The 22459-nt window shown below is 64.3% G+C and carries 19 protein-coding genes; 8 read left to right on the plus strand and 11 right to left on the minus strand.

Going from position 1 to position 22459, the window contains the following annotated elements:
• Nucleotides 1–243: 243 nt before the first annotated feature.
• The 3 genes from GWQ44_RS19185 to GWQ44_RS19195 all read right to left on the minus strand — a co-directional run bounded on the left by GWQ44_RS19185 (nt 244) and on the right by GWQ44_RS19195 (nt 1962).
• Nucleotides 244–516, minus strand: coding sequence for a DUF3077 domain-containing protein (locus tag GWQ44_RS19185; RefSeq protein WP_275928062.1), 273 nt, complete (start codon nt 514–516; stop codon nt 244–246).
• A 389-nt stretch (nt 517–905) separates the two neighbouring features.
• A complete protein-coding gene (locus GWQ44_RS19190) occupies nt 906–1490 on the minus strand; it encodes a putative adenosine monophosphate-protein transferase Fic (RefSeq protein WP_065364593.1) in 585 nt (194 codons plus the stop codon).
• Complete coding sequence (locus tag GWQ44_RS19195) at nt 1483–1962, minus strand: YhfG family protein (protein WP_011059363.1); 480 nt, start codon at nt 1960–1962, stop codon at nt 1483–1485. Before GWQ44_RS19195 ends, GWQ44_RS19190 begins: the two co-directional genes overlap by 8 nt.
• Nucleotides 1963–2384: 422 nt before the next feature.
• On the opposite strand from GWQ44_RS19195, the gene GWQ44_RS19200 reads away from it, so the two are divergent.
• The 3 genes from GWQ44_RS19200 (at nt 2385) to GWQ44_RS19210 (ending at nt 4866) form a co-directional block, all read left to right on the plus strand.
• Complete coding sequence (locus tag GWQ44_RS19200) at nt 2385–2849, plus strand: multidrug transporter (RefSeq protein WP_248765233.1); 465 nt, start codon at nt 2385–2387, stop codon at nt 2847–2849.
• A 36-nt stretch (nt 2850–2885) separates the two neighbouring features.
• On the plus strand, nt 2886–3710 hold the full coding sequence (locus GWQ44_RS19205) for an SDR family oxidoreductase (protein ID WP_275928063.1): 825 nt from the start codon (nt 2886–2888) through the stop codon (nt 3708–3710).
• A 127-nt stretch (nt 3711–3837) separates the two neighbouring features.
• Nucleotides 3838–4866 carry a sel1 repeat family protein gene (locus GWQ44_RS19210; RefSeq protein WP_275928064.1) on the plus strand — a complete coding sequence of 343 codons (1029 nt, stop codon included), beginning with the start codon at nt 3838–3840 and terminating at the stop codon, nt 4864–4866.
• Nucleotides 4867–4982: 116 nt separating this feature from the next.
• Here the strand turns inward: GWQ44_RS19210 and GWQ44_RS19215 are convergent, their stop codons facing one another.
• Genes GWQ44_RS19215 through GWQ44_RS19230 form a run of 4 tightly spaced genes read right to left on the minus strand, consistent with a single transcriptional unit; the run spans nt 4983 to nt 9774 of the window.
• Nucleotides 4983–5843 carry an HlyD family secretion protein gene (locus tag GWQ44_RS19215; protein ID WP_016968504.1) on the minus strand — a complete coding sequence of 287 codons (861 nt, stop codon included), beginning with the start codon at nt 5841–5843 and terminating at the stop codon, nt 4983–4985.
• Nucleotides 5844–5853: 10 nt separating this feature from the next.
• Nucleotides 5854–6054, minus strand: coding sequence for a DUF1656 domain-containing protein (locus GWQ44_RS19220; protein ID WP_007930063.1), 201 nt, complete (start codon nt 6052–6054; stop codon nt 5854–5856).
• The gene (locus tag GWQ44_RS19225) at nt 6044–8251 is read right to left on the minus strand and encodes an FUSC family protein (protein ID WP_199008967.1); all 2208 of its coding nucleotides are present in this window, start codon (nt 8249–8251) and stop codon (nt 6044–6046) included. Before GWQ44_RS19225 ends, GWQ44_RS19220 begins: the two co-directional genes overlap by 11 nt.
• Before the next feature lie 11 nt (nt 8252–8262).
• Complete coding sequence (locus GWQ44_RS19230) at nt 8263–9774, minus strand: efflux transporter outer membrane subunit (RefSeq protein WP_275928065.1); 1512 nt, start codon at nt 9772–9774, stop codon at nt 8263–8265.
• A gap of 266 nt (nt 9775–10040) precedes the next feature.
• On the opposite strand from GWQ44_RS19230, the gene GWQ44_RS19235 reads away from it, so the two are divergent.
• Together GWQ44_RS19235 and GWQ44_RS19240 are read left to right on the plus strand one after the other, a co-directional pair.
• Nucleotides 10041–11009, plus strand: coding sequence for a LysR family transcriptional regulator (locus tag GWQ44_RS19235; RefSeq protein ID WP_047301864.1), 969 nt, complete (start codon nt 10041–10043; stop codon nt 11007–11009).
• A gap of 302 nt (nt 11010–11311) precedes the next feature.
• Nucleotides 11312–12286, plus strand: coding sequence for a D-glycerate dehydrogenase (locus GWQ44_RS19240; protein WP_275928066.1), 975 nt, complete (start codon nt 11312–11314; stop codon nt 12284–12286).
• Nucleotides 12287–12382: 96 nt separating this feature from the next.
• On the opposite strand, the gene GWQ44_RS19245 is transcribed toward GWQ44_RS19240, so the two are convergent.
• A complete protein-coding gene (locus GWQ44_RS19245) occupies nt 12383–13324 on the minus strand; it encodes a DMT family transporter (RefSeq protein ID WP_047301859.1) in 942 nt (313 codons plus the stop codon).
• A gap of 156 nt (nt 13325–13480) precedes the next feature.
• Here GWQ44_RS19245 and GWQ44_RS19250 point away from each other — a divergent pair, with 156 nt between their 5' ends.
• The 3 genes from GWQ44_RS19250 (at nt 13481) to GWQ44_RS19260 (ending at nt 16938) form a co-directional block, all read left to right on the plus strand.
• Nucleotides 13481–14356: a helix-turn-helix transcriptional regulator gene (locus tag GWQ44_RS19250; protein ID WP_103741843.1), complete on the plus strand. Its 876-nt coding sequence runs from the start codon at nt 13481–13483 to the stop codon at nt 14354–14356.
• Nucleotides 14357–14783: 427 nt separating this feature from the next.
• Nucleotides 14784–16058 carry an OprD family porin gene (locus GWQ44_RS19255; RefSeq protein ID WP_275928067.1) on the plus strand — a complete coding sequence of 425 codons (1275 nt, stop codon included), beginning with the start codon at nt 14784–14786 and terminating at the stop codon, nt 16056–16058.
• Between the two features lie 52 nt (nt 16059–16110).
• A complete protein-coding gene (locus GWQ44_RS19260; RefSeq protein ID WP_275928068.1) occupies nt 16111–16938 on the plus strand; it encodes a phosphatase PAP2 family protein in 828 nt (275 codons plus the stop codon).
• Here the strand turns inward: GWQ44_RS19260 and GWQ44_RS19265 are convergent.
• The 3 genes from GWQ44_RS19265 to GWQ44_RS19275 all read right to left on the minus strand — a co-directional run bounded on the left by GWQ44_RS19265 (nt 16935) and on the right by GWQ44_RS19275 (nt 22409).
• Nucleotides 16935–17984 (minus strand): hypothetical protein, encoded by a 1050-nt coding sequence (locus GWQ44_RS19265; protein ID WP_275928069.1) that lies wholly within the window; start codon nt 17982–17984, stop codon nt 16935–16937. The two genes, GWQ44_RS19260 and GWQ44_RS19265, sit on opposite strands and share 4 nt — an antisense overlap.
• Nucleotides 17984–20422, minus strand: a complete 2439-nt coding sequence (locus GWQ44_RS19270) for a TonB-dependent receptor (protein WP_275928070.1) — start codon at nt 20420–20422, stop codon at nt 17984–17986. Before GWQ44_RS19270 ends, GWQ44_RS19265 begins: the two co-directional genes overlap by 1 nt.
• A 283-nt stretch (nt 20423–20705) precedes the next feature.
• Nucleotides 20706–22409 (minus strand): bifunctional metallophosphatase/5'-nucleotidase, encoded by a 1704-nt coding sequence (locus GWQ44_RS19275; protein ID WP_275928071.1) that lies wholly within the window; start codon nt 22407–22409, stop codon nt 20706–20708.
• Nucleotides 22410–22459 lie beyond the last annotated feature (50 nt).

Raw genomic sequence — 22459 nt, forward strand, 5'->3', positions numbered from 1 at the left:
TTTGTGCTCCCCCTTTCCAGGTGCCTGCGTCCCCTATCCGCAGGCGCCTGGACAGGGGGATTTTTGTAGCCGCTGCCGCAGGCTGCGAAAAGGGCCGAAGGACCTTCAGCGGTCTTGAGCCCCCTGCGCCCGCTGCGCGGTCGTTCGCAGCCTGCGGCAGCGGCTACAAGAAGCAAAAAAAGCGCTGCGTCCCTCCCACGAAGACGCAGCGCCCTTTCGACTCCCTCCATCAAGAAACATCGATCAGGCCTGCAACACCTCTTCCTTCATTCCCAATCCCACGTCATCGATCACCGCTTTGCCCATCTCCGCCAGGAAATGCGCGGCCCAGGCGTAACGCTCGCCCTGGTCTTCCATGGCCGCATCCAGGGCGAGTTTCTTGGCGTAGTACAGCAGGGTCGAAGCGTGCTCCAGCGCCTGCTGCAAAGGCACGTCGGCATTGACGCGAAACAGGGACTGATCGGCGTCACCACAGGAACCGAAGGTGACGAAGCCCGAGGTCTTGATAACGCACATGGTTGAACCTCCCGTATCAAAGTGAGGACTGCCACGTTCGCGACCAAACGAATGGGTGGCAGCCGTGCGTGGATTGGTCGACCGGAGATACAGGAACCCGGCAGGGCCGAAGCCCTTCCACGCACAGCCGCCATTGCACGGAAATGCGGGCGCAAAAAAAGCGCCTGCAATCGTCAAGGGGCGCTGTTGCGCCTGTATCAAGTCGGGCGACCAAACCCGATCACTGCTTTCGCAGCGACGCTCAAAGGCTAGTCCCGGGTTCGACACGGAGCAACGACAAAGGCGTCGCAGTTTATGTCCAAGCCACGGGTGTTGGGAATGTTCAGGATGGTGGCACGCCGTAGCACGCCAGAACCAGCAGGCCATTGCGGCCAACTTCGATAGGGGTTTTAGGCAGTGACGATGCGCTTGAAGATATCTGCCATGGGCGTGTAGTTCACATAGACGCCATTGATATTCGCTTCAAGCCACTCATCCTGGCTGAGCTCTTCCCAATCCAGTTCGTAACCTGCCGATAGCGCGAGGTGTTCAAAGAAGATCCGCTGGACTCGGCCATTGCCCTCGCGAAACGGATGAATCATGTTCAGCTCGCAGTAGAATTCCGCCAACTTTTCACAGAAATCGTTTCGTTCAAGTCCACTCAGCCAGTTGTTTTCTTGAAGATTTGAAAAAATCTTCAGGGCTTCCGCCTCGATTCTTCCGCAGTTACAGAAACGCGTTCCGCCCTTGGAGATATCAACATTTCTTATCTCTCCCGCCCAAGCATAGAGGTCGGAAAACAACTGGCGATGCAGCAGCTTGAAATTCTCCAGGCTGTAGGGCGGAGCGACATAGCGAACCCGACTGACGGTCAGCGCGGTGATGTCCCTCTCCGCTGCCTCAAGGGCGGCCATTTCCTGGATATTCAGCTTGTTTTTAAGCACTGAGGAGGCGGGGTAGCAGTAATGATCATGAGAGGCGTCGTATTTATCCATTCAACGGTCTTCCATGCTTGGCCAGGATTTTTTCCAACGAAGCTTTTTCGTCGAAGATCGGTATATCTATGCCTTCCAGTCTTGAACTGCTGACAAAGTTTTTAAGCTTGTTCTTTTCGAAACGCTCATAAGGATCAAACGCTGGACGAACAGCGCATTTCGACAACAGGGACAAAGCGCCTCTAAGTTCTGCAACATTCCTGGCGCACATCCTGAAGCCGATTCTTTTTGAAACTTCATTGCGCACGGCCGGATAGGGCAACGCATCAATAAGCACGCGTTCGCACTCTCGCCCCTCTTCTGCGAGGGCACTCAGGCGCTTTAACTTCAAAGATAAAGAGCTCCAGCCATTTGCCCCTAACTTCAGATGAAGCTGAGTTTCGACAAAGCGTTTGACCTCAAGAAACGTCCCCAGCTTCTTCAGATCGCTGATCTGTGCAGTTTGCAAGATCTGCTGCAGTGATACGTCCATCATCGCCCCATGATTGATGCCAAAGCCCGGAGATTATACACCTCATAGATCGCCACCACGGGCACGTCTCGTCCTTGGCACCAGCACTCTTCACAGTCAAAAGCGGAGCCCACCCCTTCAGCTAGCATTCGCCTCGTTCGATGTTTGCAGCCCTGAGAGCCTGAGCATTTTCCAGTCCCGGTAAAGGTGTTCCAGAAATGGATAGATGACCCCGAAGCATGCCAGCCACCTGCTCGGGCGGGCACCAGAGTGGACCACATGATGTCCACTATCGGCATAAATCCGCTTTAACAGACCTTCTGTTGTCCTTAACGCCCCCATCAAAACCTGGCCTGTGGATAACGTCACAACAGCCACCCTCCATCGCCAACCCCACCTACGCTTAGGTAGGATGTCCCCTCCTTTTCCCCGAGGCTCGCGTCATGTTCATCGGCGTTCTGCTGGTCATTACCTGGCTGATCCTGCTTCTGCGCTATCCCGCCAAAGCCCTGCCCGTATCCCTGGCCGCCGCGTTCGGCCTGGCCCTGGTGGCGTGCTGGGTGGTCTGGCTGGACAACCGCGAAGCCCAGCAACTGGCGCGCCTGGAGCTGCGCCTGACCTACGCCCCCGAACATTGCCCCGCCGACCGCCCGTTGCAGGTCAAGCTGAACAACGGCAACAAGGTGCCGCTGATCGAGCTGCGCTGGCGGGTCGCGGCCTACGCGCCGGGGGATACGGTCAACCTCGCCGACAACCAGTACAGCGCCCCACGCTACCGTGGCCCCGGCGAGTTGCAGGCCGGCGCCAGCTGGCAGGACTGCTTGCCCCTGCCGCCGCTGCGCCCCGGCTATCGTCCGCAAACCCTGGAGTTTCGCGCCGAGCGTTTACAGGGTAGTTTCTCCGACTGATTCGCCCCTCCCCTCTCCCAGCACAAGGACCGCGCCATGCCCGTCGCGTTGATCACCGGTTGTTCCAGCGGCATCGGCCGCGCCCTGGCGGACACCTTCAAGGGCGCCGGTTTCACGGTACTGGCCACCGCCCGCAAGGCCGAGGACGTCAGCGCTCTGCAAGCCGCCGGTTTCAAGGCCGTGCAACTGGATGTGAATGATGGCCCGGCCCTGAGCGCCTTGAGCGAGGAGATCAGCCAGCAGTACGGCGGCCTCGATGTGCTGATCAACAATGCCGGCTACGGCGCCATGGGCCCGCTGCTCGATGGCGGCGTGCAAGCCATGCAGCGCCAGTTCGAAACCAACGTGTTTTCGGTGGTCGGGGTGACCCGGGCGATGTTCCCGGTGCTGCGCCGTAGCCGTGGCCTGGTGGTGAATATCGGCAGTGTCTCCGGGGTGCTGGTGACGCCGTTTGCCGGTGCCTATTGCGCCTCGAAAGCCGCGGTGCATGCCTTGAGCGATGCCCTGCGCATGGAGCTGGCGCCATTCGGCATCCGGGTCATGGAAGTGCAGCCCGGGGCCATCGCTTCAAGTTTTGCCAAGAACGCCGGGCACCAAGCCGAACAGCTGCTCAACGAACAATCGCCCTGGTGGCCACTGCGCGAGGGCATCCGCTCCCGGGCCAAGGCCTCCCAGGACAAGCCGACCCCGGCCAGCGAATTTGCCGCCGGCCTGCTCAAGGCCGTGCAACAGGACAAGCCGCCACGCCTGCTGCGCCTGGGCAATGGCAGCCGCGCCCTGCCGCTGCTGGCCAACCTGCTGCCCAAGGGGTTGCTGGAGAAGGGACTGATGAAGCGGTTTGGCCTGAGCGCCAAGCTCTGAGCCCCACGCACGCAAGCCATCCAGGGTGTACCGCGAGCCGAGTGCAAACCTTGCGACCGCCTTCGCTGGCAAGCCAGCTCCTACAGCGGTGCGCCTTTGTTCATTCGCCGATCAGGGATCTGCCCCATTGAAATGTCGTAGAGCACTACCGTTGGCCCTGTTCGCCTTGCTGCTGGGCTGCAATGCCTCGTCACCGGACGAAAAACTCAATGCCACCCTGCCGGACCTGAGCCTGGAACAGATCCTGCCCAAGGTCGAGGCCAACCCGTACTGCTCGCCGGAGATGGACAGCGAACGGCTGGTCGGCCTCGGCATCCGACTGATGAATGAGGACGAAGTGCTGCACGGCGCAAGCCGTACCTTGCTGGCGAGCAAGGCCATACAAATGGCCCGCGCCTGCCTGATCATGGCCGCCCCCCGCGACACCATGAGCCTGTGCCTCCTGGGCGGGATTGTCGGCTCCAGGCAGAGGGACTATGACAAAAGCGAAGCCTTCAACTACATCGCCTACGCCGCCCAGCACAATGAATCCTGCGCGGAAGCGGGCCTGTACGACATCTACAACCTTGGCAAGCTGGACCAGCCGGCGAACAAGGCATTGGCCATGGCCTGGCTGGAACGCGCCGCCCGGCACGGCGACGAGGACTCGCAACAAGAGATGCTGCGCAGCAACGAACAGGACAATTTCCCGCTGGCCTACGCCTGGGCCCGAACCCTGGATGACGCCCAAGCGCTCGAAGCGCTGAAACGCAAGATGAACCCTCAGCAGATGGCTGAAGGCGAACAGCACTACACCCGGCTGCTCAGCCAGCTCCCCTCCAAACAGGATCTTGAGCAGGAGCTGCGCCAGAACGTCATCCTCCTGGGCACAGGGGATATCTACTACGACTACCCGGAGGTGTTCGCGGGCATGTCCGCTGAGCAACAGCATGCTTTCGTCGCCCAGTTGGTGGACATGCAGGACCGCTACCCGAAGTTCCACACCCGCGGCCAACTGGTGGCCTATGCCTTGATTTCCCGCCTGGTGCAAAGCACCGGGCCGGCCGTGGACCTGTGGCAAGACCCGGCGCTGCAGGCCGTGCTGGAGGACGATGACCTGAGCGTGGAAGACAGCGTGGCCAAGGCCAAAATCCTCCTGGCCAAGCGCACGCCATAACCTGTGCGGCGGGCGCTACGCCTTTAATCGCCCCTGATGCAGGCGCCGGCTTGCCGGCGAAAGGGCCCGCGAGCCTTGCATCGCCCCTGCCGGCGCTTTCGCTGGCAAGCCAGCGCCTACAGAGGCTCGGGGTTGACGATGACGGTGCAGGTGATGCCCGCCGCCAGCAGCACGCCTTCCGGCACTTCATCGATGTGGATGCGCACCGGTACGCGCTGGGCCAGGCGCACCCAGTTGAAGGTCGGGTTGACGTCGGCGATCAGTTCGCGGCTTTCCGGGTTGTCGCGGTCGTAGATGCCCCGGGAAATGCTTTCCACATGGCCCTTGAGCACTTCGCCGCTCATCAGTTGCATGTCGGCCTTATCCCCGACGCGCACGTGGGGCAGCTTGGTTTCTTCGAAGAAGCCGTAGACCCAGAACGAGTTCATGTCGACCACCGCCATCTTCGCCTCGCCGATGCGCGCGTAGTCGCCACGGTGCACGTTGAGGTTGGTCACGTAGCCGTCCACCGCCGCCCGCACCTGGGTGCGTTTGAGGTTGAGTTCCGCCGCTTCCAGCTGGGCCTGGGCGTGCTGGTAGTCGGCCAGGGCCGAGTCGGCGATGTTGCCGGCGTCGTCGCGGTTTTCCTTGGAGATCACCAGGTTGTCCAGGTCGGCGCGGCGCCGGGCGTTGACCTTGCGCATCTCCCAGGTGGCCTTCTTCGACGCCACCAGCGCTTGCGCCTGCTTGACCGCGATCTGGTAGTGCTCGGGGTCGATCTGCATCAGCAGGTCGCCCTTGCGCACCAGCTGGTTGTCCTTGACCGGCACGTCCACCACTTCGCCGGTCACGTCGGCGGCGACGTTGATGATGTCCGCGCGCACCCGGCCGTCACGGGTCCAGGGGGTGTACATGTAGTGCTCCCACAGGGTGCGGCCGATCCACAGGGCCAGGGCCAGCACGAGCAGGGTGGCGAGCAGGCTGAAAAACTTTTTCATTGCGGGGGTCTCAACGGTAGACAGTGAGCGCCATGGCGCCGAACAGACAGCAGAACAGGCTCAGGCGCAGCAGCGCCGGGTGCCAGAAGAAGCGATACAGGTCATAGCCGGAAATGAACCGGTCCAGGGCCCAGGCCAGGGCCGCGGCGATGAAGAACATCAGGGTCATGGTGGGCATGTAAACGCCGTGGAAGGCGATTTCACGAGGCATGGTCAAGTCCTTGGGGTGCAGGCGCCGTAGGCTTGGCCAGGGCATAGGCCGCCAGCGGCGATTGCGGGTCGAGCAATGAAGTGCGGATGAAGTGCAGGTAGCTCTTGACCCGGCGCAGGGCCGAGGTGTCGAAGTGCGGAGCAAAGGGCTCGTCCGTGGCCTGGACCCGGCTGATGGCGTGGTCCACGGCGATCAGACCGCGCTCCAGGTTGCTCTGGCTCGGTTGCAGGAACAGCCGCACCAGGGAGCGGCCCATGACCCGGATCGCCTGGCGCCAGGGCTGGGATTCGGCATAGGCCGGGTGCACCGGGAGGATCGCCTGTTCCTTGCGCAGCTCGATGATGGCGTGGCCGACTTCCAGCACCACGAACATCCAGCGCAGCAGCTCGCTCTGCACCTTGGGCTGGCCCACCGCCAGGCCGTAGGCCTGGTGCAGCAGGTCGCGGGTGCGGCTTTCGAAGCTCGATGCCAGGCCCTTGAGCTTGCCGCTGATGGCGTACACCACCTGGCCGCGCAGGTCCTGCTCCAGGCGGCGCCACAGCCAGCGGCTGTTGGGCGGCAGGATGATCGCCCCGGCCGCGGCGCAGACCAGCATGCCCATGACCATGGCGATGTAGTCGTTGATGAAGGCGTAGGGGTTGTAGACGGTCAGGTTGTCCGGCACCGAACCGGTGCTGAAGAAGATCAGCAAGCCCAGGCCGACCCCGGCGTACTTGGGCCTGGACGCGAGGAACGAACCGAGCACGATCACCGGCGCCAGCATCAGGCACAGCAGCGGGAAGCCGTCGATCCAGGGGAACACGAAGAACATTTCGACGAAGCCCACCAGCGCGCCGATAAAGGTCCCGCAGGCCATCTGGAAGGCCATGCGCTTGGGGTTCGGCGTGGCCGCCGAAAGGCCGATGGTGGCGGCGGCGATCAGGGTCATGGTGGCGCCGCTGGGCCAGGCGGTGGCCACCCAGTAGCTGCCCAGCACCACCAGCACGAAGGCCGCGCGGATGCCCGAGGCGGCGCAGGCCAGCCAGTTGGTCTGCGGGGTGTAGGGCTCGTCCCAGCGCTCGCGTTCGTGGCGGTGGTCGGCCAGGGACGCGTGAGTCTGGGCGTAGCTGTGCATCTCGTCGACAAAGCGGTAGAGCAGCTCGTAGGCGGTGTGGAAATCCAGCTGCTCGGCGTCGCTCGGGCCGCTCTCCTGAAAGGCCGCCCGCAGGCTGCGCACCCGCGCCGGCAGCTCGGCCTTGTAGGCCGCCAGGGCCGTGGCCAAGCGCGCCGCGTCGGGGCTGGTGAGGGCCCGGCCGGAGAAACCGTCCAGCAGTTCCGCCAGGTCATAAAGCCCTGGCTTGATCGCCGCCACCACCTGGTCGGCGCCGCTGCTGCGCAGGCGTTCGAGCAACTGGTGCAGGGCGTTGAAGCGCGTGGTGATGCCCATGAATTCGCTGTTCAGGCGGCTCAGGCGACCGTTGCGCCGACGCATGTGCGGGTCTTCGAACACGGTGACGCTGCGCAACCCTTCCAGGCCCACGGCCTCGGCAATGAAGCGCACGTTGCTGGTTTCAAAACTGTCGCGCTGGCTGCGCCCGCGCAGGCCGTCGGTGACGAACAGGGCGAACACCCCGAAGCGCTGGTACAGGGCGTTGCGCATGGCGGCGCTGGCGGTTTGCGGCAGGATCGCGGCGCTGACCAGGGTCGAGCAGAGAATCCCCAGGGAGATCTCCAGCACCCGCCACACCGCCGCCATGAAGGCGCCTTCCGGATGGGCCAGGGCCGGCAGGCCGACCATGGCCGCGGTGTAACCGGCAAGGACGAAACCGTAGGCGCGAAAGTTGCGGTAGCGCGCGGCACCGGCCGAGCAGATACCAACCCAGATCGCCAGGGAGCCGAGGAACAGCTCGGTGTTCTGGGCGAACAGGGCGATCAGCGCCACCATCACCGCCGAGCCGGTCAGGGTGCCGAGAAAGCGGTAGAAGCTCTTGGCGAACACCTGGCCGCTCTGCGGCTGCATGACGATAAACACGGTGATCATCGCCGTGCGCGGTTGCGGCAACTCCAGGCGCATGGCCAGCCACAGGGTGAGGAACGCGGCGGCCAGGACCTTGAAGATATAGACCCAGGTCACGCCGTCGCTGCGCGCCCAGTCGAAGAAACCCCGGCGCCATTCAAGGGAGTACAGCCAGCGCAAAGGGGCGGGCAAGGAAGTCATGGGGGCCTGCTTCAGTGGTCGAACACGGCCAGGGCCGCGGGAGTCTTGGGTGCCTCAAGGCGATCTTGCGCGGGGACGTCGCGGCCGGCTTCCAGCCCGCCGCCCAGGGCCGTCACCAGGTCCGCCTGGACCGTCAGGCGCGCGGCCTGCACCTGCTGCTGGATCTGCTGCTGATGAAACAGCAGGCTCTGGGCATTGAGCACGTTCAGGTAGTCGGTCAGGCCGCGCTGGAAGGCCACGGTGGCGATGTCGTAGGTCTTCTGCGCCGCGGCCACCGACTCGGCGGCGAAGGCTTGCTGCTTGTCCATGGACTCGCGACGGATCAACTGGTCGGAGATGCTTTTCAGCGCGCCCACCAGGGTCTGGTTGTACCTGGCCACGGCCAGGTCGTAGCCGGCCGCGGCGTCACCCAGTTCCGAGCGCAGGCGCCCGCCGTCGAAGATCGGCAGGCTGATGGCCGGGCCGACGTTGTAGTTGAGCTTCTTGCCGGTGAGGAACTCCAGGGCCCCGCCGCCGGTGGCCATGAAGCCGATGCTGCCCACCAGGTCGACGTTGGGGTAGAAGCCGGCGTGAGCCACATCGATGCCGCGAGCCTGGGCCGCCACTTGCCAGCGGCTGGCGACCACGTCCGGGCGCTGGCCCAGCAGTTCGGCGGGCAGGGCCGAGGGCAGTTTCAGCGCGGCGCCCAGGGACAGGCTTGGCCGCTGCAGTTGCGCGCCCTCTCCCGGGCCCTTGCCGGCCAGGGCCGCCAGTTGGTTGCGGGTCAGGGCGATTTCTTCGTCCAGGGCGTCCAGCTGGCGATGGGTTTCCGGCAGCGGCGCCTCGGCCTGACTGACTTCGAAATGGGTGCCCAGGCCGCTGTCCAGGCGCCGTTGCGCCAGTTCGAGAATCTGTTGCTGCTGCTTCAGGGTGGCCTGGACTATGTCGCGCTGGGCGAAGTGCAAGGACAGCTGGATATAGCTGCGCACCACGTTGTTCACCAGTTCCAGCTGGGCCTGACGGGCTTCGGCCACGCTCATGTGGGCCAGGTCGACGGCGCGCTCGGTGTTGTTGCTCTCCCGGCCCCAGAGGTCCAGGGCATAACTGAAGCCCAGGGCGGCGTTGTTGTCCCAGGTGGTGGTGTTGGCCAGGGCGCCGGGGCCGTAGAACTGATCGGTGGGCCAGTTGTGGCGCTTGAGGGTGGCGTCGCCCTTGATCTGCAACGACTCGGCCGACTCGGCGATACCGGCCAGGGCCTTGGCCTGACGCACCCGGGCGGCGGCCATGGCCAGGCTCGGGCTGCCTTGCAAGGCCAGCTCGATCCAGCGGTTCAGCTGCGGGTCGCCGTAGGCCTGCCACCACTGGGCGCTGGGCCAGTGGGCGTCGCGCGCGGCGCTCTTTATCGCCTCGTCGGTGGCCAATGTATTAGCGGGAAGTGTCTTGCCTTGTGGGGCAATGCCTCCGGTTCCGATGCAGCCGCTGATTGCTAACGATAAAGCCCAAACACTGAGGGTCTTGAACCCTCTGCTGATGCGACGCGGCACTGCTGCGAATTCCTGAAGATCGGGGGGGAGTGTTTCTCTCGTGGAAGTCGGCCGGCCGGCGCAGCGATACGCCTGCTACACCGCGTTGCGCGGATCGCCGGCACGCCGACTCCTACGGATCGGGGCAATTCTAGGGGGCGGCCGGGGCGGCGATAAGCAGGGATTCCTGTGAATCTTTGTTACCGTAAACGCGATAATCCCTTGGTCGCCTATCCAAGCCCCCGTAACTTCGTGTCACAATTTGCCATCTCCCCAGAGAGCACCCCATGGACACTTTGCAAAACATGCGCGCCTTCAGTTGTGTGGCCGAAGCCGGCAGTTTCACCGCCGCGGCGGTGCAACTGGACACCACCACGGCCAACGTCTCGCGCGCAGTCTCCAATCTTGAGGCTCACCTGCAAACCCGCCTGCTCAACCGCACCACCCGCCGCATCGCCCTGACCGAAGCCGGCAAACGCTACCTGCTGCGCTGCGAGCAGATCCTGGCCTACGTCGAAGAAGCCGAGGCCGAGGCCAGCGACGCCCATGCCCGCCCCGCCGGGCAATTGAAAGTGCACACCATGACCGGTATCGGCCAGCACTTCGTGATCGATGCCATCGCCCGCTACCGCAAGTCGCACCCGGACGTGACCTTCGACCTGACCCTGGCCAACCGCGTGCCGGACCTTCTGGACGAGGGCTACGACGTGTCCATCGTCCTGGCCAGCGAGCTGCCGGATTCAGGGTTCGTCTCCCAGCGCCTGGGGATCACCTACAGCATCGTCTGCGCCTCCCCGGCCTATGTGAAAGCCAACGGCTGCCCGCAAAAACCCAGCGACCTGCTCAACCACGCCTGCCTGCGCCTGGTGAGCCCGGTGATACCGCTTGAGAAGTGGGCCTTCGACGGCCCGGAAGGCCAGGAAATGGTCACCATCAACAGCTCGCCGTTCCTGGTGAACTCCGCCGACGCCATGAAGACCGCGATCATCAGCGGCATGGGCATTGGCGTGCTGCCGGTGTACGCCGCCATCGAAGGCCTGCGCAACGGCACCCTGGTACGCGTGATGCCCCAGTACCGCTCCCAGGAACTGAACCTGTACGCCATCTACCCGTCGCGCCAGTACCTGGATGCCAAGATCAAGACCTGGGTCGAATACCTGCGCGGCTCCCTGCCGGAGATCCTCGCCGCGCACCAGGCGGAACTGGCGGCCTATGAACTGAGCGGCAGCCTGAGCGGCGCGCGCCTGGCCACCTGAGCACCGCCCTCCCGCGTAGGAGCCGGCTCGCCGGCGAAAAGGCCCGCCAGCCCTGCGCAAGCCCCGCCGGCGCCTTCGCTGGCAAGCCAGCTCCTACAGGATGTGCGCGGCGCCCACGAACGACGCCCTCCCCCGTAGGAGCCGGCTTGCCGGCGAAGAGGCCCGCCAGTTCTGCGCAAATCTGGAAACCGATTTCGCTGGCCAGCCAGCTCCTGCACAGGCCAGCGCCGGCAGGCTTTGGCGGCGGCGGCAAAAATGTTAGCTTGCTTGGCATTCTCTCCCGCCTGACGAGTCTTCCCGCAATGAAAAAGACGGTACTTGCCTTCAGCCGCATCACCCCCGAGATGACCGAACGCCTGCAACAGGACTTCGAGGTCATCGTCCCCAACCCCAAGCTGGGAGACATCGCCGCGCAGTTCAATGAAGCCCTGCCCCGGGCCCACGGCCTGATCGGCGTCGGCCGCAAGCTGGGGCGCGCGCAGCTGGAAAACGCCGCGCAGCTGGAAGTGGTGTCGAGCATCTCGGTGGGTTACGACAACTATGACCTGGCCTATTTCAACGAACGCGGGCTGATGCTCACCAACACCCCCGACGTGCTCACCGAAAGCACCGCCGACCTGGCCTTCGCCCTGCTCATGAGCAGCGCTCGCCGAGTGGCCGAGCTGGATGCCTGGACCAAGGCCGGGCAATGGCAGGCCAGCGTCGGCCCGGCGCTGTTCGGCTGCGATGTGCACGGCAAGACCCTGGGTATCGTCGGCATGGGCAACATTGGCGCGGCCATCGCCCGTCGTGGGCGTTTGGGCTTCGGCATGCCGATCCTCTACAGCGGCAACAGCCGCAAGGCGGCCCTGGAGCAAGAACTGGGGGCGCAGTTTCGCAGCCTGGAGCAGCTGCTGGCGGAGGCGGATTTCGTCTGTCTGGTGGTGCCATTGAGTGAACAGACCCGGCACCTGATCAGCCACCGCGAACTGGCGCTGATGAAGCCCAGCGCGATCCTGGTGAACATTTCCCGGGGCCCGGTGGTGGATGAACCGGCGCTGATCGAAGCCTTGCAGAAGGGTCAGATACGTGGCGCCGGCCTGGATGTGTACGAGAAAGAGCCGCTGGCGGAGTCGACGCTGTTCCAACTGAAGAACGCCGTGACCCTGCCGCACATTGGCTCGGCCACCCATGAAACCCGCGACGCCATGGCCGAACGCGCCATGGCCAACCTGCGCAGCGCCCTGCTGGGCGAACGCCCGCAGGACCTGGTCAACCCGCAAGTGTGGAAGGGCTGACCTCACTGCCTATCACCCCCTGTAGCCGCTGCCGAGCCTGCGAGGCTGCGAGGCTGCGACAAGGTCCGCAGGACCTTCAGCGATAGCCCGGCAGAATCAGGTCGCCTGGTTTTGCGACGGCTGCGCCGCCGTTCGCAGCCTCGCGAGCTCGGCAGCGGCTACAGAGGCAGGTTTGGGTTTGCGGAACACCAGGACGTTGCCCAGCATCACCAGCACCAGCCCGGCCAGCGCTGGGGCGGTCCACTGATAGCCTTCGGCAAACGCCGAGACGTTCAGCGCCACCACCGGGAACAGCACCGTGCAATAGGCCGCGCGCTCCGGGCCCATGCGCCCCACCAGGGTCAGGTAGGCGGTGAAGCCGATCACCGAACCCGGTATCACCAGGTACAGCAGCGAGCCGATGTAGCGGGTGCTCCATTCCACGTCGAAGGCGATGCCCTGGGCCAGGCAGTACACCGCCAGCATCGTCGCGCCGTAGGCCATGCCCCAGGCATTGGTGGTCAGAGGCTTGAGCCCGGCTTTCTGCTGCAGGCTGGAGAGCATGTTGCCCGCCGAGAAACACAGGGTGCCGAGCAGAGCCAAGCCCAGGCCCAGCAGGGTTTGCGGGCTGGCGCTATGGCCTGCCAGCTCCGGCCAGAACAGCAGCCCCAACCCCAACAGCCCCAGGCCGCCGCCGAGCAATACATTGCGGGCGATCTTCTGGCCGAAGAACACCCGCGCATTGAGGGCGTTCCACAGGGTCGCGGTGGAAAACACCACCGCCACCAGGCCACTGGGAATCCACTGGCTGGCGTGCAGAAAGCACATGAAGTTGATGCAGAACAGGCACAAGCCCTGGGCCAGGCAGATCAGGTGGCCACGGCGGTTCATCGGCTGCAGCTTGCGGCTGAGCAGCAGCAGGACGAACAGCACCAGGGCCGCCAGGGCGAAGCGATAGACGATGGACACCGGAATCGCCACCACCCCCAGTTGCAGTTTCAGGGCGATCCAGGTGGTGCCCCAGATCAGCACGGTCAACAGGTACAGCGATAGGTTCATGGCACGACTCCTTTATAAGGCGTGCAGTGTCCCGCCCGCCCGACCTTGGGCGCTTGCATAAACTTGCGCTTTTTATCGGCCCGGGGCTGGCGGCGAACCGGCGAGGGAGTAGCATGCAAACCACCGGACACCGGACCCCTTGCCGATTCGAACAGCATGCCCGCACTGGATACCCTGCAAGTCTTCCAAGCCCTCAACCGCTCGCCCCATGCTCGCCTGGAGCACAGCGCCGAGCTCGGTGACGGCTTGTCCGCGGCCTTGTGGAGCAACCATCACGACGCCCAGGAATATGAAGCGCCCGGCCACCACACCCTGTCGTGCTATCTGGCGGGTGGCACCGGCACCTTTCGCCGCGACCAGCCGGGCAGCAAGGGCGGCCCGGGCAAGCTGTGCATCCTGCCTGCCGAGCACCAGTCGGCCTGGGTGATCAACGGCGATATCCGCCTGGCCCATGTGTATTTCAGCCCTGAGCAGTTCGCCCTGGGTTGCGTCACCCTGCTGGACCGCGAGCCGCGGGCCATGCAACTGCGCGAAAGCACCTTTGTCGACGACCCCGAGCAGACCCGGCGCTTTGCGCAACTGGTCCGCCTGAACTGGAACGAGCCCGGCGAGCGCCTGCTCACCAGCAGCCTGGCCCACGAGATGCTCAGCCACGCCCTGCTCAATCAAGTGGGCCTGCGCCAGGGTGCCCGGCTCAAGGGCGGCCTGGCCGCGCACCAGCGCCGCCTGCTGGTGGACTACATCGACAGCCAGCTGGACGCGCCCCTGAGCCTGGGCCAACTGGCGGGGTTGTGCAGCCTTTCCGAATACCACTTCGCCCGCATGTTCCGCACAAGCTTCGGCCTGCCGCCCCATCAGTACGTCCTGGCACGGCGCCTGGTCCGGGCCCGCTATCTGTTGCGCCACAGCGCCCTGCCCCTCGGGGAAATCGCCCTGGCCTGCGGCTTCTCCAGCGCCAGCCACTTCACCAACCGCTTTCGCCAGGCCCTGGGAGGAACACCGGGGGACTACCGCCTGGCGTTCCTGCGCTGACCAACCCGCCTCTGTACGCCCCTCCCGATGCCAAAACCCACACTGGCACGCCTCTATCAGTAATACGACTCCAGTTCCTGAATCAAACAGGACGATTCTTACAAATTAATTAAACAAACCCTACATAAACACCCACAAAAGAGCACCTCCAATAAGTTCTTATATGACAACCCAAAACATAAACGGGTAATTATTTTAGAACTTCAGTTACTGCCTCATTCACAGAGCTGATGGTTCTTGTTTAACGTTCAGCCCAACTTAGTCTTTAGACCTGAAAGTCCAGGTATGACACAAAGTTCCAACACGCCGCCAAACACATCCACCACTTCCAACCACCACTCAGCAGAGTTAAACAAAGCGGCAAAGACTCAACACATCAGCCCCCAATCGCCTTGTTCCTAAAACAACAAAAACAGAGGACGATGAAATGCCTTCAAGACACTGGCCACGACAATGGATCAACCGCTCCAGCCTATTGTGTGCCTTGATGCTGGCCCTTCCGGTGAAGGCCGAACTGCTGGACGACAGCAGCGCGCGCCTGGATCTGCGCAACTATTACTTCAACCGGGACTATCGCGAAGGCTCCGCGCCCACCCGGGAAGAATGGGCACAAGGTCTGCTCTTGCGCCTGGACTCGGGGTTTACCGAGGGCGCCCTGGGTGTCGGTGCCGACGCCATCGGCATGCTCGGCATCAAGCTGGACTCCGCGCCTGGCCGGACCGGCACCGGGCTGCTGAAGGTGGCGCGCGATGGCCGGGCAGAGGATGACTATTGGAAGCTGGCCCTGGCCGGGAAGCTCAAGGCCAGCAAGACCCTGTTCAAGTTCGGCGCACTGGTGCCACCGGTGCTGCCAACCTTGAAACCCAACGACGGCCGCCTGTTTCCGCAGGTTTTCGAAGGCGGGCTGCTGACCTCGAATGAAATCGACAACCTGGAGTTGACCGTCGGGCGCCTGAGCCGGGTCATGCAGCGCAACGCCACGCAGTACACGCCACTGACCTTGAGCCCCTTGAACCGGCGCTTTCAGGGCCAGGGGGCAACGGCGGATCACTTCGACATGGCGGGCGTCGACTATCGGTTCCACAAGCAATGGCTGGCGCGGGTGCATGTCGCGCAACTGGAGGACATCTACCGCCAGCAGGTCTTCACCCTGGTCAACAAGAGTCCCTGGGGCGCGGGGACGTTAAGCAGCGATCTGCGCTTGAGCCTGATGAACGACTACGGCAATGCCAAGGGCGGCAAGATCGACAACCGCGCCCTGCAGGGACTCATCGGCTATGCCTATAAAGGCCACAACCTTGGCCTGGCTTATCAGCGAATGTTGGGAGACACCGGTTATGCCAACATCCTGGGCGCCGATGCCAACTTGATCAACTTGTCGGTACTGGGTGACTTCGCCAATGCCAAGGAACGTTCCTGGGCACTTCGTTATGGCTATGACTTCGCCAGCCTGGGCTTGCCGGGCCTGAGTATCAACAGCCGCTATATATCCGGCAGCCATGCCGAAATTACCGGCACCCGGAAAGTTGGCAAGTCTTGGGAACTGGATAATGAACTTCGATATGTCGTGCAACAAGGACCTTTGAAAGATTTAAACGTGCGCCTGCGCAGTGCCGTATATCGCTCCAACTATGCCAAGAACTTCATTCGCGATACTGATGATACGCGGCTGATGCTCAGCTACTCCTGGAATATCAAGTAACACAACAACAAGAGCCGATATAACGGTTCAACCGCCCAGAGGTGCTTTCCACATGCAACGTCTATTGTCGAAAAGTTTGGCCAGCCTGTTGTTTTTAAGCCTGATCAACCCCAGCGAAGCCAAACAAACCACGCCGACGGAAACCGTCCCGGAGTTCCGACCGGGCTACTTGATCGGCTATCTGAAACAGCAAGACCTGCCCAATAGCCTGGCGCTGTTACCGCCACCGCCTGCGGTGGGCACGCCAGCCTTCGCGCTGGACCAGCACATGGCTGAAAAAAGCCAGGCCTTGCGTGGCGGCAAACGCTGGGCCTTGGCCATCAGCGACGCCAACCTGAAGTTCCCCGCCGCCGCGCAGACGTTTTCCTGCGCCCTGGATGCGCCCATCAGCGAACAGCAAACACCTGCGCTGTACAGACTCTTGCGCCGGACCCTGACCGATGCCGGGCTGGCCACCTATGGCGCAAAGCAGCGCTACCAGCGCACCCGGCCCTTCGTCTACAACCAGCAGCCCAGCTGCACCCCGGAAGATGAGGCCAAGCTGGCCGCCGATGGTTCCTACCCATCGGGCCACAGCGCCATCGGCTGGGCCTGGGCGCTGCTGTTGAGCGAACTGGCCCCCGAGCACGGCAACGCGCTCTGGGCCCGTGGCCGGGCCTATTCGGAAAGCCGCATGGTGTGCAACGTGCATTGGTACAGCGACGTGCGTGAGGGCCGCGAAATGGGCGCGGCCACCGTGGCACGCTTGCACACCGACCCGACCTTCCAGGCCGACTTCGCCGTCGCCCGGCAAGAGCTGCTGGCCGTTCGCGCCAAGGGCCTGACCGCCAGCGGCGACTGTGCGGCGCAAGCGCAAGCCCTGACACTGGGCATCGACTAGGGCGCCAGGGTGATGACCCTGAAGGTATTGGCGTGAAACAGCGGATCCGGCTTGGGTTCGGCCGGGCTCGCGGCTGGCTGGGTGAAGTCCATGGCCGCCAGATAGACCCGCCGGGTGCGCGGGTCAAACGCCATGTTGTAGGCCATGGGCTGGGTACTGACGCTGCCCAGGGCCTGGTAGCGGTCGGCATCGAGCTGGGCGATGACGCTGAGGTTGGCGTCCACCCCGCTGGCGATCAGCAAGCGCTGGGCCTGCGGGTCGTAGGCCAGGGCGTTGACGTCGCGGGTGATCGGCAGGCGGGCCTTCAGCGCGCCGCTGTCGCGGTCGAGCACCAGCAGCTGCGGCCGCTCACCGCGGCAGGCGACGAACAGCCGCCCGCGCCGTTCATCCTTGGCCAGGGCGCTGGGCCGCTGACAGTCGGGATACTGCCAGCGATCCAGGACCTTGAAGCTGCTGGAGGACAACCGCGCAACGATGCCCTCATCGCGCATCGGCAGAAAGAAACTGCCATCGCCCTTGAGCAGCAAGGGGTCGATCTTCTTCACCGCCAGCTCGTGGGCCGCGGTGATCCGTTCTTCCTTGGGATCGAACACGAACAGGGTCGAACGATCGGCCCGGCGCCCGCTGACGATGATCACCTGCCCGGTGCGCGGCTCGTAGACCGCGCTATTGAGGTTGCTCTGGGCCACGGCAATGCGTTTGAGCGGCTTGAGTGTGGATAACTCCACCAGCCCCAGGCTGCCGTCGGTATTGAGCACCAGCAGGCGGTTGAGTTCGGGCACCGCCACCACGCCGTTGGCCCCCTGCGATTGCTCGACGGTGCGCAGCAGACGCTGCTTGTCGACATCGAACACGCTCAGGCCGTTTTCCCGCCGGGCCAGGAACAGGTAGGGCCGGGTCGGGTCCAGGGCGATAAAGCCCCAGCTGCTGCCGGTCCCCGGCAACTGCACGTGCTGCTCGCGGTGGTACAGGCGTTCATCGGCCGGCGCGGCGGCCTGGGCCACGCCGCAAAACGCCAGCAACGCACTCAGGATCTGGGCTCTCATCAGAACTCCAGGGTGCTGGACAAGGACACCTGACGGGCATCCCCCATGGACACGAAGTACTTGCTGGCCGACGAGGTGTAGTAGGTCTTGTCGAACAGGTTCTTCACGTTGAGCTGGAACTTGACCTTCTGCCCTTCGATCCGGGTGTCGTAGGTGGCGAAGGCATCGGCCACGGTGTAGCCCGGCAGGTCGAAGCTGTTGGGCGCATCCCCGGCGCGCTGGCCGACATAGCGGGCCCCGGCGCCGACCCGCAGGCGGTCGCCGCCGAGCAGGTTGCCGAAGTCGTAGACCGCCGACAGCGAGCCGCTGTTCTTGGCCACGTTCTGCAGTTGCTTGCCCTTGTACTGGGTGTCCTTGGTCACCTCGGTGTCGGTGTAGGCGTAGCTGCCGATCAGGCTCCACTGATCGCTGAGCTGCCCGGTCAGGTCCAGTTCCAGGCCCTGGGAATGCACTTCACCGGCGACGCTGGTGACCGTCTCGGTGGCGGTGGCCGTGGACACCAGCACATTGCGCTTGGTGATGTCGAACAGCGCCGCGCTGGCGGTGATGCGCCCGGGGATGTCGAGCTTGGCGCCCAGCTCCCAGGACTTGGCTTCCTCTGGGGCGATGGAGCCGTCGAGTACCGCGGTGCCACCGGCCAGTTGGGCGATGCTGGAGTTGGGTTTGAACGACTCGGTGTAGCTGCCGTAGAACGACAGCTGGTCGGTGTAGCGGTACACCAGCCCGGCGCGGGGCACGAACTTCTGCCCGTTGCTGTCGGTGTTGGCGTGGAACGGCCGGCCCTTGCCGGCGTACTGGTCGTATTCCTGGAAGCGCCCGCCGCCCACCAGGATCCACTGGTCGGTGAGGTGGATGGCGTCCTGGAAGAACAGCGAGTCGCTGCGCAGCAGGTCGGTCTGGTCGCTGTCCGGGGCGCTGACCGTGGTGCCGGCCACTTCGCGGCCATAGACCGGGTTCAGGTAGTTGAAGGTGGTCCGGCTTTTCTGCCGGATCAGGTCGGCGCGGTAGATCTTGCGGTATTCGTCGTCCAGGCCGAACACCAGGTCGTGCTGCATGCCGCCCAGCTGCACCTTGCCTTCCAGGCTGACGGTGGCGTAGCGGTCGGTGGTCAGGGCGCCCTGGGTGCCGTCCATGCTTCGGGTCAGGGTGCCGTTGGCATTCACCGCGGTCAGGCGCACCTGGCTGGCGTCGTAGGTTTCGCGGTTCCAGCTGTAGCCGAAGTGGGCTTTCCAGTCGTCGCTGAGGTCATGATCGACCTCGAAGCGATACAGGTCCGAGCGCCCTTCCATGTTGTTGAACGGCTCGTCCAGGCGCCGGGTGGCCGGAATGTCCAGCGGGTGGTTGGTCTTGGGATCAATGGCCGTGCCGCGGTCGAAGGGGGTGAGGAATTCGCGGTGCTCATAGGCCAGCAGCACCTTGGTGCGCTCGCCGTACCAGGCCAGGGACGGCGCCACCAGGGATTCGCGGTGGGTGCCGAAGTTGCGCCAGTAGTCCTCGTCTTCATGGTCGACGATCAAGCGGTAGGCCAGCCCGGAATCACCAATCGGCCCGGTGGTGTCGAGGCTGCCGCCGCTGCCGTTCTTGCCCGAGCCGTAGCTTGAGCCGCGCACGGTCAGGGCCGTGGACGACTGCAGTTCGGGCTTCTTGCTGACCACGTTGACCACGCCGCCCGGGTCCTGGATGCCATACAGCAGCGACGAGGGGCCCTTGAGCACTTCCACCCGCTCCGCCGTGGCGTTCAGGGCCCGGCCCTGCACCACCGGCATGCTGTCGCGCATGATCGAGCCGTTGCGGTTGTCGCCGAAGCCGCGCAGCAGCACCGCGTCCTGGGTGCCACCCAGGGTGTTGGTCTGGGTAATGCCGCTGACATTGGCCAGGGCGTCATCCAGGTTGCGCGGGGTCTGGTCGCGCAGTACCTGGGCCGGGACCACGTTGATGATCTGCGGGATCTCCTGGTTCAACGCCTGGGAACGGGCCACCGAAGTACTGGCCGGCGGCTGGTAGCTGGTGCTGTCGTCAGGCCCTTGGGTGGTGACTTGGGTGGCCTCCAGGTTCAGCCCGGCGTTGCTCGGCAAGGGTTCCAGGACCAGGGTGCGGGCGTCGCTGTGGCGGTAGCCGAAGCCGGAGTTGCCCAGCAGGCGCTGCAAGGCCTGTTCGGCGCTGAACTGGCCGCTGAGGGCCGGCGCCGTCAGCGCATAAGGCGCTTCATCGGTGTAGATCACGCTGATCCCGGTGATCCGGGTGAAGTCGCTGAGGGCCTGGGGCAGCGGCTTGGCCGCGATGGAAAAGTTGAACAGCGCGCTGTGCTGTTCAGCGCCGGCCTGGGCCGCCAAGGCCACGTTCAGCGGCAGCAGCGCCAACCCTGAAACCACCAGCGCCGAAGCGCCGAACCAACGTTTGACCGAAGCGTTTGCCGCCGATTGTGCCCTGGACTTCATGCTTGAGACTCGCGTGTAAAAAAGCCGTGAATGCGAATTAGTCGCACTTTCAAGCACTACACGTAGCTCGAACGCAAAGACCTCACCGGTTTTTTGAAAATATTTTCACGACGGCAAAAACGCCCCCCGGCCGATGCCTCCCCTGTAGCCGCTGCCGCAGGCTGCTCGCGGCGGCCTTGAGGCCGCTGGAGGTTGGGCGGGAGGCCGTCAAGCAAGGTCCTGCGGACCTTTTCGCAGCCTCGCAGGCTCGGCAGCGGCTACAAGGGTCGCCAAGCTTCTGTCGTCAGTTGAGGCGCTGGATGCGTCCGGCGCTGGTGCTGGAGCCCACCGGCTGGCCCTGCTGGTCCATGGCCTTGAGGTACTGCAGCATCGAGTCCAGATCGCTGACCCCGAGGTCGCTGCGGTTGCGACCGCTCTTGAACAGGCTGAAGCGGTCGCCGCCATCGGCCAGGAAGCCGTTCATCACCAGCCGGTAGTTGCCGTCGGCCCGCAGCGGTTGGCCGTTGAGGCGCAGGCTGCCGGGCACCACCCGGCTGTCCAGCGGGCGCTGGGCGTCCCAGCGATAGCTGAAGCCCCGGGACACTTGCAGGATGTTGGCATCCTCCGCGCCCTTCCATTGCTGGTTGAGCACCTGCTCGATCTGCCGCCCCGTGAGGTCGAAGGCGATCAGGTTGTTGTTGAACGGCTGCAGGGTCGCCAGTTGCCCGTAGTTGACCTGGGTCTGCCCCGGCTCCAGGGCCAGGTCGCTGCGAATGCCACCGGTGTTCATAAAGGCGATCTGTGCGCCATTGGCCCGGCCGCCGGCCAGATGGGCGTCGGCGATCAGGTCGCCGATGGGCATTTCCCCGGCGGCATCGGCGCGCCGGGCAATCGGCGAGGCGGCAATCGCGCCCACCGGTTTGAGCAGCACCTGATTGCTGCGGGCCTCGACCTCCTGTTGCAGCCGCGCCAGGGCCTGATCCTGTGGATAACCGGCCGGATCGGCCAGCAGGTTGACCGCCTGGATACTCGCCACCCGGTGCTGGCCCGGGGTCACTTGCAGGGTCAGGTGGGTCAGCAGGTGGCCGTAGGCATTGCCCTGGGTCACCAGCAGTGGCCCGACCTTGCACAGGTAGCCCTGGTGCGAGTGGGCGCTGATCAGCACGTCCACCGCCGGGTCCAGGCGCTTGGCCACGTCGACGATGTCGCCGCCCAGTTGCGAGCAGTCCGGCTTGTCGAACGGCTCCGGGGTCGCGCCGCCCTGGTGCACCACGGCAACGATGGCATTGACGCCCTGGGCATTGAGCTCGGGAATCAGCCGGTTGATGGAGTCGGCTTCATCGGCCACCTGCAAACCGCGCATGCCCTTGGCGCTGACCACCGAGGCCACGTCCCGCAGTACCGCGCCGACGAAGGCCACCTTGACCCCGCGCACCTCTTCGATGCGGTAGGCCGGCAACAGCGGCCGGCCGGTGTCGCTGTCCAGCAGGTTGGCCGCCAGGTAGGGGAAGCCGCTGCCGGGGTAGTTCGGGCGGAACTGGCAGGCCTTGTCCGGCCGGGGCGACTGGCAGCCGCCATTGAGCTGGCGCAGGAACTCGGCCTTGCCGTTGTCCAGTTCGTGGTTGCCGATGGCGCTGAGTTTCATGTGCATGTGGCGCAGGGCTTCCAGGGTCGGCTCGTCGGCCCACATGGCCGACAGCGGCGGGCTGCCGCCCACCAGATCGCCAGCGCCGATGAACAGCAACTGCGGGTCCTGCTGGCGCAGCTGGGTGAGCATGCCGCCGAGGGTGGCGATGCCGCCGGCCGCAAGCTTGCGCACCCCGCCCGGGGCCTGCGGGTCCTTGTAGCTGAAGGGGTTGGCTTGCAGGTAGCCGTGCAAATCGTTGATGGCGACGATGTTCACCGCCACCGGTTGCGGTTCGCGCGGCAGTGAGCTGCAACCGGCCAGGGCGACCAGGACCAGGGTCAGTGCACCCAGCAGCCGGGGCATGGGAGGAAGACGGGACATGAAAGACATCCTTGGCAGATCAGCGAAAAAAAAGCCGCTGGCACAGGCCT

Source organism: Pseudomonas sp. 3MA1, assembly GCF_029237275.1.
Taxonomy (GTDB): domain Bacteria; phylum Pseudomonadota; class Gammaproteobacteria; order Pseudomonadales; family Pseudomonadaceae; genus Aquipseudomonas; species Aquipseudomonas fluorescens_AP.

Coding starts and splice junctions, on each gene's coding strand:
- GWQ44_RS19205 (WP_275928063.1), top strand. CDS start 2,886: ATGCCCGTCGCGTTGATCACCGGTTGTTCCAGCGGCATCGGCCGCGCC.
- GWQ44_RS19260 (WP_275928068.1), top strand. CDS start 16,111: ATGCAACGTCTATTGTCGAAAAGTTTGGCCAGCCTGTTGTTTTTAAGC.
- GWQ44_RS19195 (WP_011059363.1), bottom strand. CDS start 1,962: ATGGACGTATCACTGCAGCAGATCTTGCAAACTGCACAGATCAGCGAT.
- GWQ44_RS19275 (WP_275928071.1), bottom strand. CDS start 22,409: ATGTCCCGTCTTCCTCCCATGCCCCGGCTGCTGGGTGCACTGACCCTG.
- GWQ44_RS19265 (WP_275928069.1), bottom strand. CDS start 17,984: ATGAGAGCCCAGATCCTGAGTGCGTTGCTGGCGTTTTGCGGCGTGGCC.
- GWQ44_RS19250 (WP_103741843.1), top strand. CDS start 13,481: ATGCCCGCACTGGATACCCTGCAAGTCTTCCAAGCCCTCAACCGCTCG.
- GWQ44_RS19190 (WP_065364593.1), bottom strand. CDS start 1,490: ATGGATAAATACGACGCCTCTCATGATCATTACTGCTACCCCGCCTCC.
- GWQ44_RS19240 (WP_275928066.1), top strand. CDS start 11,312: ATGAAAAAGACGGTACTTGCCTTCAGCCGCATCACCCCCGAGATGACC.
- GWQ44_RS19235 (WP_047301864.1), top strand. CDS start 10,041: ATGGACACTTTGCAAAACATGCGCGCCTTCAGTTGTGTGGCCGAAGCC.
- GWQ44_RS19220 (WP_007930063.1), bottom strand. CDS start 6,054: ATGCCTCGTGAAATCGCCTTCCACGGCGTTTACATGCCCACCATGACC.
- GWQ44_RS19255 (WP_275928067.1), top strand. CDS start 14,784: ATGCCTTCAAGACACTGGCCACGACAATGGATCAACCGCTCCAGCCTA.
- GWQ44_RS19270 (WP_275928070.1), bottom strand. CDS start 20,422: ATGAAGTCCAGGGCACAATCGGCGGCAAACGCTTCGGTCAAACGTTGG.
- GWQ44_RS19225 (WP_199008967.1), bottom strand. CDS start 8,251: ATGACTTCCTTGCCCGCCCCTTTGCGCTGGCTGTACTCCCTTGAATGG.
- GWQ44_RS19245 (WP_047301859.1), bottom strand. CDS start 13,324: ATGAACCTATCGCTGTACCTGTTGACCGTGCTGATCTGGGGCACCACC.
- GWQ44_RS19200 (WP_248765233.1), top strand. CDS start 2,385: ATGTTCATCGGCGTTCTGCTGGTCATTACCTGGCTGATCCTGCTTCTG.
- GWQ44_RS19215 (WP_016968504.1), bottom strand. CDS start 5,843: ATGAAAAAGTTTTTCAGCCTGCTCGCCACCCTGCTCGTGCTGGCCCTG.
- GWQ44_RS19185 (WP_275928062.1), bottom strand. CDS start 516: ATGTGCGTTATCAAGACCTCGGGCTTCGTCACCTTCGGTTCCTGTGGT.